General features: G+C 64.7%; 11 protein-coding genes and 1 pseudogene. 5 read left to right on the forward strand and 7 right to left on the reverse strand.

What is annotated here, in order from left to right:
* Positions 1 to 97: 97 nt before the first annotated feature.
* The gene (locus BST12_RS20185) at positions 98 to 1498 is read left to right on the forward strand and encodes a cytochrome P450 (RefSeq protein ID WP_083114909.1); all 1401 of its coding nucleotides are present in this window, start codon (positions 98 to 100) and stop codon (positions 1496 to 1498) included.
* Positions 1495 to 2643: a sulfotransferase gene (locus tag BST12_RS20190; protein WP_083114910.1), complete on the forward strand. Its 1149-nt coding sequence runs from the start codon at positions 1495 to 1497 to the stop codon at positions 2641 to 2643. The genes BST12_RS20185 and BST12_RS20190 overlap by 4 nt, the downstream gene beginning before the upstream one ends.
* On the opposite strand, the gene BST12_RS20195 is transcribed toward BST12_RS20190, so the two are convergent.
* The 3 genes from BST12_RS20195 to BST12_RS20205 all read right to left on the reverse strand — a co-directional run bounded on the left by BST12_RS20195 (position 2638) and on the right by BST12_RS20205 (position 5090).
* Positions 2638 to 3903, reverse strand: coding sequence for an MFS transporter (locus tag BST12_RS20195; protein ID WP_083114911.1), 1266 nt, complete (start codon positions 3901 to 3903; stop codon positions 2638 to 2640). The two genes, BST12_RS20190 and BST12_RS20195, sit on opposite strands and share 6 nt — an antisense overlap.
* A 105-nt stretch (positions 3904 to 4008) precedes the next feature.
* Positions 4009 to 4518, reverse strand: a complete 510-nt coding sequence (locus BST12_RS20200) for a hypothetical protein (RefSeq protein ID WP_083114912.1) — start codon at positions 4516 to 4518, stop codon at positions 4009 to 4011.
* 14 nt (positions 4519 to 4532) lie between these two features.
* A complete protein-coding gene (locus BST12_RS20205; protein WP_083114913.1) occupies positions 4533 to 5090 on the reverse strand; it encodes an ester cyclase in 558 nt (185 codons plus the stop codon).
* Between the two features lie 43 nt (positions 5091 to 5133).
* On the opposite strand from BST12_RS20205, the gene BST12_RS20210 reads away from it, so the two are divergent.
* Positions 5134 to 5739: a methyltransferase domain-containing protein gene (locus tag BST12_RS20210; protein ID WP_245850453.1), complete on the forward strand. Its 606-nt coding sequence runs from the start codon at positions 5134 to 5136 to the stop codon at positions 5737 to 5739.
* Here BST12_RS20210 and BST12_RS20215 read toward each other — a convergent pair.
* From BST12_RS20215 to BST12_RS20230, 4 genes and pseudogenes are all read right to left on the reverse strand, one after another.
* A pseudogene (locus BST12_RS20215) lies at positions 5721 to 5984 on the reverse strand (FAD-dependent oxidoreductase); the annotation flags it as partial. The gene BST12_RS20210 and the pseudogene BST12_RS20215 sit on opposite strands and share 19 nt — an antisense overlap.
* A 177-nt stretch (positions 5985 to 6161) precedes the next feature.
* Entirely contained in the window at positions 6162 to 7457 is a 1296-nt protein-coding gene (locus BST12_RS20220) for a cytochrome P450 (RefSeq protein WP_083114915.1), read from the reverse strand.
* A gap of 21 nt (positions 7458 to 7478) precedes the next feature.
* Entirely contained in the window at positions 7479 to 7817 is a 339-nt protein-coding gene (locus tag BST12_RS20225; protein ID WP_083114916.1) for an MmpS family transport accessory protein, read from the reverse strand.
* Between the two features lie 44 nt (positions 7818 to 7861).
* On the reverse strand, positions 7862 to 9061 hold the full coding sequence (locus BST12_RS20230) for an MFS transporter (protein ID WP_139801798.1): 1200 nt from the start codon (positions 9059 to 9061) through the stop codon (positions 7862 to 7864).
* 119 nt (positions 9062 to 9180) lie between these two features.
* On the opposite strand from BST12_RS20230, the gene BST12_RS20235 reads away from it, so the two are divergent.
* Positions 9181 to 10209: an NAD(P)H-dependent amine dehydrogenase family protein gene (locus BST12_RS20235; RefSeq protein WP_083114919.1), complete on the forward strand. Its 1029-nt coding sequence runs from the start codon at positions 9181 to 9183 to the stop codon at positions 10207 to 10209.
* Positions 10210 to 10316: 107 nt separating this feature from the next.
* Positions 10317 to 11827 (forward strand): Hsp70 family protein (locus BST12_RS20240; RefSeq protein WP_083114918.1); only part of this gene is annotated, 1511 nt, incomplete at its 3' end.

Below are 11827 nucleotides of genomic sequence, written 5' to 3' on the forward strand. Positions count from 1 at the left end.
GTTTGCACGACACTTTGCCGAACCTGCCGCCCGAGGGCCAAGAGCGCCGCTACCCTACAGGTGTTTAAAAACGTTCGCTGCCTGAAACGGGAGGGCGATGACAGCGACGCAGTTCACCGATGAGCTGGCGGTATCCGAGGAGCGATGTCCCTATGAGCACCGGAGGCCCGAGCCCGCGACATCAACCGTGTGGCGCGATGCGCAGACGGTCCGGGCGTATGGGCCGGACGTTGCCAAGTCGCTCGCACTGAGGCTCGCCGCCAAGACCCGTTCCCGCCTTTTTGGCAAACACGGCCGAAAGGGCGTACAGCTCACCCACTTCGATCCATTCGACGCCGCAACGGCAGCCAATCCGTACCCGCATTACCGGGAGCTGCTGGCCGGCGAACGAGTGCATTACAACGCCAAACGAGACGTTTACATCCTGAGCCGCTTCGCCGACGTCCGCGAGGCCGCGCGAAACCATGAGGCGTTGTCCAGCGCCCGCGGAGTCACTTTTTCCCGGATATGTCTGCCTTTCCTGCCTACCTCCGATCCGCCGGCGCACACCCGGATGCGCAAGCAGCTCGCACCGGGTGTGGCGCGCGGCGCGCTCGAGGCCTGGCGACCGATGATCGATGAGCTGGCGCACGAGTTCATCGGGCGGCTGCTGACTCAGGCAGCGGCGGACGTGGTATCCACCGTTTCCGCGCCTATGCCGATGCGCACCATCACCAACGTCTTGGGCATATCGGGTCCTGACGTCGCTGACTTCTGCCGCTTGTCGCGCCAGGCGATACGCATCACCGATGTCAGGTTGTCGGCGGCCGGACTGACGTCGCTTGTGCACGGCTTCACCGGATTTCGGCGATTGCGCGCGCTGTTCACTCATCGGCTCGACAACGGACTGCTGGGCGAGTGCACCATCCTGGGGCGGCTTGCCGCGCAGGCCGACGGCGGCCGGCTCACCAATGAGGAATTGTTCTTCTTCGCGGTGTTGCTGCTGGTTGCGGGCTACGAGAGTTCCGCGAACATGATCAGCACCTTGTTCCTCACCCTCGCCGACTACCCGGATCAGCTCGAACTCCTCAGGCAGCGGCCGGATTTGATCCCGTCGGCAATCGAGGAGCAACTTCGGTTCGTGACGCCGATCCAAAACATCTGCCGCACAACACGAGTCGACTATTCAGTAGGGAAGGCGGTGATTCCCAAAGGCTCGCTGGTGCTGTTGGCGTGGGGAGCGGCCAATCGGGACCCGCGCCAGTATGACGACCCCGACGTCTTCCGCGCGGCCCGCAATCCGGTTGGCCACCTGGCGTTCGGGTCCGGAATCCACCGGTGCCCCGGGGCCCAGCTGGCGCGGATCGAGGGACAGGCGGTGCTGCGCGAGATCGTCACCAACATCGACCGGATCGAGGTCGTCGGGCAGCCGGAGTGGACGACCAACGCCAACCTTCGCGGCCTGACTCGGCTGCAGGTCGCCGTGACACCGCGCGTACGGGAAGCTGCAGTGCGATGAAGGCTGCACGGATGTCGAATCGCCTTTCCTGGTGGCATGAGTGGGCGGCGCCGCTGTGGATCGGTTGCAGCTTCTCTGCGTGGATCCGCCTGCTGATCCGCAACCGCTTCGCCGTGCACTGGAGTCGCTGGCACTTCGCCGTCCTCTACACGTTTCTCAGCGTCGTCAACTCGTATCTGGGGTTGTGGCAGAAGATTTGGTTCGGTCGACGTGTCGCCAAGACGCCTATCGCCGATCCGCCAATCTTCATCGTCGGCCACTGGCGCACCGGTACCACCCTGTTGCACGAACTGCTGGCCCTCGACGAGCACCACACCGGCCCCACCGGCTACGAATGCCTTGCGCCACATCACTTTCTGCTGACGGAGTGGTTCGCGCCTTACGTGGAATTCCTGGTATCCAAGCACCGGGCCATGGACAACATGGATTTGAGCCTGCATCACCCGCAAGAAGACGAATTCGTGTGGTGCATGCTGGGCCAGCCGTCGCCGTATCTGAGCATCGCCTTCCCGAACCGGCCACTTCAGGACCAGCGGTATCTGGATTTGGAGCAGTTGACTTCGCGAGAGCTGGAAGCGTGGAAACGGACCCTGTACCGGTTCGTGCAGCAGGTGTACTTCCGTCATCGCAAGGCGGTGGTACTCAAGAACCCCACGCACAGCTTCCGAATCAAGGTGCTGCAGGAGATCTTTCCGCAGGCGAGGTTCATCCATATCGTCCGGGATCCCTACGTCGTCTATCCGTCGACCATCAATCTGCACAAGGCGCTGTACCGCATCCACGGGCTGCAGCGACCGACGTTCGAGGGGTTGGACGAAAGGGTGGTGTCCACCTACGTGGACCTGTACCGGAAGATAGACGAAGGACGTGAACTCGTAGATCCGTCACGCTTCTACGAATTGCGGTACGAGGATCTGATCAGCGATCCCGAAGGGGAACTGCGCCGGCTGTACGACCACCTGGGCCTCGGCGACTTCGAGCGGTTCCGGCCGCGACTGCGGCAATACTTCGCCGAACGGGAAGACTACAAAACCAACACTTATCGGCTGACAGAAGAGCAGCGCGCAATCGTCGACGAACACTGGAGCGAGGTCATGGACCGCTACGGCTATTCGCGGCAGGGCAGTGTCGAGTGTGAGCTATAGCGCCGCGACCGCGTATTCGTTCGGGCTGTCTATCGCAGTACCGTGGGTTTCCGGCAGCAAATAGGTTGCTGCCAAGCTGATTACGACGAGTGCGGCCATCATGGCGCCGATTGTCCAGGCGCCGTAGTGGGTGATCAGTGGTCCGGCGATCAGGGGTGGCAGGGCGCCGCCGACGATGCCGGCAATGTTGAGCGCCAACCCGGCGCCGGTGTAGCGATACCGAGTTCTGAACAGTTCCGGCACGAACGATGTCATGGGCGCATAAGCCAGCGCCGCGATGGCGTAAGTGCCGACAATCGCGACGGTAAACAGGGCCGGGTTGTCGGCGTCGACGAGCGGAATGACGGCAAACGACCAAGGCAGGCCCAGCGTCCACCCGAACAGGATCACCGGGCGGCGCCCGACCCGGTCGCACACGGTTGCCGAGAGCGGCACAATCGCGATCCACGCCAGTCCACCGAGCATCCCGGCGAACAAGATCGCGTTCCTGGACAACCCGACATGGGCATGGGCATAACTCATCAGGTAGCTGCCGGCCATGAACACGAAAGCGAAGACGGCCACAAAGCTGCCCGAAGCCAAAATGACCTTGGCGGGTTGGCGGCGCAGCACCTCGGCGAGCGGCACCCGAGGTGCGGTACCGCTGGCCAAATGTTCTGTGAACACCGGAGTTTCGTCGATGTTGATCCGGACGTACAACGCGATGGCGATCAGCAGCCCGCTCAGCAGGAACGGGACGCGCCATCCCCAGCTGGTGAACGCCGCACTGGTTTCACCAATGGTGAAATTGACCACCAGAAACGTCAAGCTAGTCAACAACATTGCGATGCCCGCGCCCACGGCGGTGAACATGCCGTACCGGCCACGCTCGGTTCCCGGCGCGTGTTCGGCGGCCAACAACGCCGAGCCCGCCCATTCGCCGCCGACTGCAAACCCCTGCAACAGCCTCAAAACCAATACGATCAAGGGCGCGGCCACGCCAAGCGTGGCCGCGCCGGGTGTCAGCCCCACCGCGACCGTAGACACACCCATAATCAACAGCGTGGCAACCAAAGTCGCTTTGCGGCCCAGGCGGTCGCCGAAATGGCCGAACACGGCCCCACCCAGCGGCCGGGACAAGAAGGCGGCGGCGAAGGTGCTCATCGAGGCGATGGTCGCCATCCCGGGGCTGAGGTTCGGGAAGAAGACACTGGGAAACGTCAAGGCCGCCGCGGTGCCATAGATATAGAAGTCGTAAAACTCGACGGTGGTACCCACCATGCACGCGAGTGCGATTCGCTTGGGGTACCGGGAACGTAGCACCAGGCAATTTTATTAAGGGATTTGAGTACCTCCGGTATGAGCTGGCGCACAACCCACGAGTGCTCAGCGACGCGCGGATCCGCTGACGAGTTGACCGTTGGCCGCTTGCAACAGGCAGATGACGATGCTCGGGGTGGGGTCTGCGCCGGTTCTGTCTTGATGGGAATCGATGAGCCAGGTGATCGAGTAGGTGCTGGCCGTCGGCGACTGCCCGGTGTAGGGCGTAAACCCGGCGGCGCACGCCTGATTGGCGACGGCGGCGACGGCGGAATCGACGGCCACCGGTGCGCGTAGGTATACCTCCGCCAAATGCGGTGTCGCGCAATCGGCCATGGTGACGGTGATGCGGCTGAGGTCGGCCGGCGGAAGGTCGGTGACGCAATCGCCGACCTGAAGATCGATCCACTTCTGCGTACCCGGGGCCGAGGGTCGTGGTGTGGCGGTGACGGCCGTGGCAGCCGCTGTCGTCGGTGGCGCCGGTGCGGGAGTAGGGCCCGCATGAACGCTGTTGGTGCTGCAGCCCGCCAGCAATGCCGTTGCTGCCAGGCCGCACAACGCCCGCGGGACGCCCATGGCGGGAAGTCTAGTCACGCGAATGTCGGTGGCACGGTGTTGGTGAGCGCGGGGTCCGGTGGCTCCGCCGACATCGACAGCAGGCCACGCACACAACGGACAAGCAGTAGCCAGTTGGCCGGCTTGCGCTTGTCCAGGCCGCCCAAGAGCTGCTTGATCATGGTCAGGGTGTCGAAGTAAATCCGTTCGCAGACAAGGGTTTCGGACTCATCGAAAACAAAGTATGCCGTCATCCTCACCCGGAAGCGGCTGCCGGTGGGGGGCACCTTGCCCAGAAATCCCCGGTGGGTACCCATCAGCCAGAATTCGACGATCACCGCATCGGTGCTGTGCCGCAACGCGATGATTTCGTGGTCCTGGTCGGGAAACGCAGTGCGCGTGTAGTTGTAGTAGCCGCGGACGGCTTGATCCCCGTCGTGAACCGTCATCTGCGGAATGAGTTCGTAGTGCGGATGCGGGAACGTCGACAACACGTCGTCCCAGTCTTGGCGGACCTCGTCATGAAAGTGGTCGAGCACCAGCTTCTGCCGGGCGGCCAACACGTCGGCAGGGGGAAACGCGGGGGTGGGCATGCTTGACAATATCTCTCAAAATCCTCGACTAGGAGGTCACTGGGTGCGCATCAAACTAGGCGATCGCCGGCAACGCGTTGCCGAAGCGCTGCACGTGATGAAGCCGGCGACCAGACTGCGCGATCAAGCCGAAGCACTGGCCGGCTACCTCGGCCGTGGCGAGAGCCTGCTCGACGTGGGGTGTGGAACCGGGCTCCTGTCGGCGTACTTGCAGGAGAGGTATGACGTGGACCCGAGTGGGGTGGATGTCAAGGACTTCCGTCGGGCGCGGATCCCGTTCCGCGAGTTCGACGGTACCTCAATTCCGTTTCCGGACAAGGCATTCGATCACGTCGTCGTCAGCGAGGTACTTCACCACAGCCATGACCCGATGGCGTTGATCAAGCAGTGCCACCGAGTGGCGCGGCGCAGCATCATCGTGTTCGAGGACCTGCCCGACGGGCCGGTCGGAAAGCTTGTCCTTTATCTCCATGTGGAGCTGTTCGCCCGGTACTACCGCTACCCGTTTCGCCCGGCGCGCATCGGCGCCTACCGCGCGGCGCTGCGATGGCTGGACGGCAACGCCAGGTGCATCGCGCGAATTCCGCAGCCACCGGAATGGTTCACCGTGTATCCGCGGGTGTTGCTGGTCTACGGCCTAGCGGAGTAGACGTCTTGGGAAGGCAGCGTTTGGTTGGCCATGACTTCCCTGGCGGCGCGTTCGCCGGAGCGAATGGCGCCGTCGATCCAGCCACACATCTGCGCCGAGGTTTCAGTTCCGGCCCAGTGAATGCGCCCACACGGCCGGCGCAGCGCGTGCCCGAATTCGGTGAGCACCCCGGGCGGCGCGTGACTGAGCATTCCGCCGCCGGAGTAACGCTCGCGGCTCCAATTCTGCTCGACGTAGTCGACGGGCCGGCACCACGCAAACGTCGACATCAGCCATGCTGAAAGGCCTACCCGCAGCGGGCCGACCCAACGGGCGGCGGTTAGTGATATCGGATGCGCTATCGCAATTGAAATGGGGTCATACCCTGAGCCGGGCCTGTCTCGACCATGCATGCGTTCTGGAATGCGATATCGCAGGTGATATCAGCCGGGCGGAGTCCAGGCGACGGGCAACTTCTTTATGCCGTGGATGAACTGCGAGAGCAGCCGGGCGGGCTCCTCGGTGGCGACGATGCCGGGCATTTCGCGGCGCAATTCGTCGAACACGACGCGGATTTCCCGACGAGCGAGGTTGGCGCCCAGACAGAAATGGGCGCCGCCGCCGCCGAAACCGAGGTGCGGGTTGGGGTCGCGGGACACGTCGAACATCCACGGATCGGCGAACTTTGACTCATCCCGGTTGGCCGAGCAGTACCACAGCGAAACCTTGTCGCCCTCGGCCATCTTGGTGCCACTGAGTTCGACGTCGCGGGTCAGGGTGCGGCGCATGTAGACCACCGGCGAGGCCCAGCGAACAATCTCCTCAACCGCGGTGGGCGCCAGCCGGTCGAAGTCCGACCACCACTTCTCGCGCTGCTCGGGATAGCGCGACAGCGCCAGCACGCCGTGGCTGATCGCATTGCGCGTCGTTTCGTTGCCGGCCACCACCAAGAGAATGAAGAACGACGCGATCTCCGACGACGACAGCCGCTCGCCGTCGACTTCGGCTTCGACCAGGCTGCTCGTGAGATCGTCGTGGTGACTGACGCGTCGATCTTCGATCAGCGCGCTGGCGTAGGCGCCGATTTCCATCGAAGCTCGTACGAATTCGTCGAAATCGGTCGCCAGGTCGGGGTCGCCGAAGCCGAGAATCAAATTGGTCCAATGGAATACGCGCTGATGGTCCTCCTCGGGTATGCCCATCATGTCGCAGATGATCTGCAGCGGCAGTGGTCCGGCGAGCTCGCTGACCACGTCGGCCTGCCCATCGGGATGGTTGGCGATCATCGACGTGACCAGCCGGTGCGCGCGGTTTCGCACCGAGGCTTCGATGCGGGCCACCACTTTCGGCGTGAACGCCCTGCTGACGATGGAACGCAGACGCTGATGGCGTGGATCGTCGAGCACGATCATCGAGCCGAAATACTCGGCTACCTCTGGTGTTTGGTCGTTGATCGTGATGTTGGGATTGGAGCTGAAGACATCTGGATGACGGCTGGCGTAGAAGACGTCGTCGTGGCGGGTCAGCGCCCAGTGCCCATTGCCCGCGGTGAAGCCGGGAAGTTCGAGCGCGGGCCAGAACGAGATCGGCGCCTCGCGGCGCAAGGTGGCGAACGCACCGTCGCGAATATCGTCGTCGAGTCCCCAGAAATCCAGCGAGCCCAGATCGAAGTCGCCGAGCTTGACCTCTGGCGGGGGCTGCCCGTTCACGCGGGCAGCAATTCCGGTCTTGAGGTCCACGGCGATCCTCCTCCGTGCGGATCAGTGGGTACAGACGGTGTGACCCGGCACCCCGGTCGCGGTCTGCTGACTCACCACATTGCCGTCGAGTGAAATTTTGCAGGTAATGCTGCCCTGCCCTTGTGCGCTGAGCACGAACACCTGACCCCCGAACGAAGTGAACTCCGTCGACCAGGGCAGCGGCACGTTGACTGCGTGCTGCTGGCCTTCGACCGTTTGATACGAGATGTATTCAGCCACGCCGCTGCCGCTCACTTCGTAGCGGGCTTTCGGCGTCGGGTCCGCGTTAGCCAGTCCGCAGGTGGCGGTCAAGCCGATGCCGAGAGCCAACAGAATCGAGGGTCCGCTGAGGAGCTTCATGGTTCTTCATGTTGTCACCACGTACGACGGCGCACCAGGGGTTTCTAGTTCGGCAGCCGGATAGCGAACATCGTGCACAGCGCGACGACCTGAAGTGCGACCACCACCACGACCAACGTGGCGGTCGAGACGTCGTAGAGCCAGCCGATGAGGGCGCCGCCTCCCGCGGCCGCTACCCCCAAGCCGGCGGCGAACACCCCGTACGCGCTGGCCCGGCGCGGCGTACTGACCAGGTCGGCGACCACCGCCCGCAGCGTCGATTCCTGGATTCCCACCGCGGCACCCCACAGCAGCGCCCCCACCACCACCAGCGTTACCTTCCCGCCGAACGCGCACACGACAACCAGACTCGACAGGATCGGCAGGGCGGCAAGGGTTTTGGCACCGAACCGGTCATAGCTCCAGCCTGACGCTAAAGCCGCCAGCGCATCTGCGCCCATCGCGGCCGCATAGACCACCGGTACCACGGCCGGCGTCACGACTCTGTGCGTGACCATGTGATAGGACAGCAAGCCGAATGTGGCGAAGCCGGCCATGGTCAACGACGTGAATCCGCAGTACCACCAGAATTGCGCCGGAAGTGCCCAAAGCTGTTGCGTTACAACATCTTCGGATTCACAGGGTGTTTCGGGTTCATAGGATTCCGGATGCCGCACCCGCAATCGCAGCCACACCAGCAGCGCCAGGGCTGCCGCGCCGGGCAGGGCCAGCACGCCGAGTGCGGGAGCGTAGTCGTTACCGGTGTAGGCGAGCACCGCGGCGACGGTCAGGGGTCCCAGCACCGCACCCACCTGGTCGAGGGCCTCGTGCACCGCGAACCCGCGGCCGCGGCCGGTCACGGTGGTGGCGTGCGACAACAACGTGTCTTTGGCCGGGCTGCGTACCGCCTTGCCGACCCGCTCGCCGATCACCAGCGCGCAGACAAGCCACAAGGTCCCCGCTACACCCAGCAGCGGAACCGTGATCACCGTCAGCGCGTAGCCGGCGATCGCGTAAGCCCAGAACCGCTTGGTGCGATCGGCTAACGGACCCGAGACCAGACGCAGCCCAAGGGCGGCGGCCTCGCCGATGCCGGTGACCACCCCGACCACCAGGCCAGTCGCCCCCAGCGAGGCCAGCAACGGCCCGGTGACCGAGCGGGCACCTTCGTAGACGAAATCGGCGAGCAGGCTGACCACGCCGAACACCGCGACGAATCGCCAGGCGCTCAGCGCCGGCGGCGAGGATGCCGATCGCACCCTCAGATGCTAGATGCCGTTGCGCCGCCCTTAGGGTGAAGCCGGGGTACGGGGTCGAACAGGAGGTGGCTGGGTTGGATAAGAGCAAACGCGTAGTGGTCTGGGGAACCGGTTTCGTTGGGAAGATGGTGCTCACCGAGATCGTCAAGCATCCGCTGTTCGAGTTGGTGGGCGTCGGGGTCAGCAATCCGGAAAAAGTGGGGCTCGACGTGGCCGAAATCTGCGGGCTGGCCGAACCCGTGGGCATCACCGCCACCGACGACGTCGACGCCCTGATCGCACTGCAGCCCGACGCGCTGGTGCACTACGGCCCGACGGCAATGCACGCCAAGGACAACATCCTGCTGATCACGCGGTTTCTGCGGGCCGGTATCGACGTCTGTTCGACCGCGATGACGCCCTGGATATGGCCCACCATGCACCTGAACCCACCGAATTGGATCACCCCGATCACCGAAGCCTGCGAGCTGGGCGAGTCGTCGTGCTTCACCACCGGCATCGATCCGGGATTCGCCAACGACCTGTTCCCCATGACGCTGATGGGCCTGTGTTCGGAAGTCCGCAAAGTGCGCGCCTCGGAGCTGCTGGACTACACCAACTACGAAGGCGACTACGAACACGAGATGGGCATCGGCCGGGAACCCGAGTTCAGCCCGTTGCTGGAAAACCGCGACGTACTGATCTTTGCCTGGGGTGCCACCGTCCCCATGATCGCCTACGCCGCGGGCATCATGCTCGACGAGATCACCACGACCTGGGACAAGTGGGTGACGCCCACCGAACGCAAGTCGGCCAAGGGCGTCATCAAAGCCGGCCACGTCGCCGCCGTCCGGTTCACCATCAACGGCATCTACCAGGGCGAAACCCGGATCCAGCTGGAACACGTCAACCGCATCGGGCTCGACGCAGCCCCGGACTGGCCAACCGGCCATGACAATGACGTGTACCGGGTCGACATCGAGGGGACGCCGAGCATCTTCCAGGAAACCGCGTTCCGGTTTACCGACGGCTCCGGTCGCGATGCCGCGGCCGCCGGCTGCCTGGCCACCGGGATGCGAGCCCTCAATGCCGTCGCGGCCGTCAACGACTTGCCGCCGGGCTGGGTAACCGCGCTCGATCTGCCGCTGATCCCGGGGGCGGGCACCATCCGCTGAATACAGCTCGCGCATAGCTGACGCAGAGATTGGCTATAGGTATAACCGAGAGAATCGGGTAGGCGGCATGACCGGGACGTGCCGCTGCACAGTGGGGATTGGACTACATGGCTGAAGGAGCACGGCCGGCGCTTGGGCTGTCCATTGGTGCCACCAACCTGGCGGCCGTCACCGCAGATCACGCCCTCACCCGCAAACCCGTGCTCACGCTGTACCGCCAGCGTCCACCCGAGGTGGGTGTTCCGTCGGAGAATCCGCGGCTGGACGAGCCCGGCCTGGTGATCGCCGACTTCGTGGACCGGGTCGGGGACTCGGTGGGCATTGTGGCGGCCGACGGTTCGATGCACCGCAGCGAAGCTCTGGTCGCCGACGCGTTGCGGGCGCTGGCCTACGCCGCCGCCGGTGGCCGCGCGTTGCCGGACAGCGTGGTGGTGACGTATCCGGCCCACTGGGGGTCCGCCGCGGTGGACGCGCTGGGCGCTGCGCTGAGCCGGGTGACGGAATGGTCGCACGGTGCCCATCCACTCACGCTGATCCCGGACGCCGCGGCAGCCCTGTTCGCGGCGCGGGCCAACCCCGGCATCCCGGCCCGCGGGATAGTCGGGGTCTGCGACTTCGGCGGCAGCGGCACCAGCATCACATTGGTAGACGCCGACGGCGAGTATCAGCCCGTCGCACCGACCGTGCGCCACCACGACTTCTCCGGCGATTTAATCGATCAGGCGTTGTTGACCTACCTGATCTCCGAATTGCCGAATACCGGCTCGTTCGACCCGCAGAGCACTTCGGCGATCGGGTCGCTGGCACGGCTGCGGACGGAGTGCCGCAACGCCAAGCAGCAGCTGTCGTCGAGCACGGTGGCCACGCTGAGCGATGTGCTGCCGGGCGGTCGCGGCGATCTGCGGCTTACCAGAAACGAGCTCGAGGATGCCATCCGCGACTCGTTGAACGGCGTTGTCCAGGCTATGGAACAGACCATCGCGCGCAGCGGAATTCACGCCGCGAATCTGATGGCGATCGTTGCGGTGGGCGGCGGCGCCAACATCCCGGCGGTTATCACGACGCTGTCCGGACGCTTCGCTGTTCCGCTGATCACGACGCCGCGTCCGCAGTTGACGGCCGCGATCGGCGGCGCTTTGCGGGCCGCGCGCGGGCCTGGCGAGGCCAGCGCGACGGTGGTGGCCCCGGCAGCGTCTGCCACGGCGACGGCATTGGCCCTGGCGCCTGCCGCGGCGACGAGCGGACCCGACGATGCCCCGGTATCGGTGATGCAACCGGCGTTGGCCTGGTCTGAAGCGGACGACGATTCCCGCGTCCTACCCGCCGGCGGCGGTAGCGGCTTCACGTCGGCCCGCCCGCAATTGAGCTTCGACCAGGACGCCCGGCCCGAGCCCGAGCCGGCACCGAAGATCATCCCCTGGTACCGCCTGCCTGCGGTGATCATTGTCAGTACCGTCGTGGCCGTGCTGCTGGTGGGCGCCGCGGTGGTCATCGGATTGCGCAACGCCGAAAGCAAGCCGAACGAGAACAAGCCCACTACGCCGGGCGTGAACACCGCGCCGGCAACCCCTCCCGCGCCGTCGAGCGAGCCCGCCCCGCCGTCGCAAACTCCCGAGAC

The organism is Mycobacterium angelicum, from assembly GCF_002086155.1.
In the GTDB taxonomy this organism is placed as follows: domain Bacteria; phylum Actinomycetota; class Actinomycetes; order Mycobacteriales; family Mycobacteriaceae; genus Mycobacterium; species Mycobacterium angelicum.

Bases quoted from the DNA above. Each gene is read 5' to 3' on its own strand.
- BST12_RS20195 (WP_083114911.1), bottom strand. From the start codon at position 3,903: ATGGTGGGTACCACCGTCGAGTTTTACGACTTCTATATCTATGGCACC.
- BST12_RS20185 (WP_083114909.1), top strand. From the start codon at position 98: ATGACAGCGACGCAGTTCACCGATGAGCTGGCGGTATCCGAGGAGCGA.
- BST12_RS20235 (WP_083114919.1), top strand. From the start codon at position 9,181: ATGGTGCTCACCGAGATCGTCAAGCATCCGCTGTTCGAGTTGGTGGGC.
- BST12_RS20205 (WP_083114913.1), bottom strand. From the start codon at position 5,090: ATGCCCACCCCCGCGTTTCCCCCTGCCGACGTGTTGGCCGCCCGGCAG.
- BST12_RS20200 (WP_083114912.1), bottom strand. From the start codon at position 4,518: ATGGGCGTCCCGCGGGCGTTGTGCGGCCTGGCAGCAACGGCATTGCTG.
- BST12_RS20190 (WP_083114910.1), top strand. From the start codon at position 1,495: ATGAAGGCTGCACGGATGTCGAATCGCCTTTCCTGGTGGCATGAGTGG.
- BST12_RS20225 (WP_083114916.1), bottom strand. From the start codon at position 7,817: ATGAAGCTCCTCAGCGGACCCTCGATTCTGTTGGCTCTCGGCATCGGC.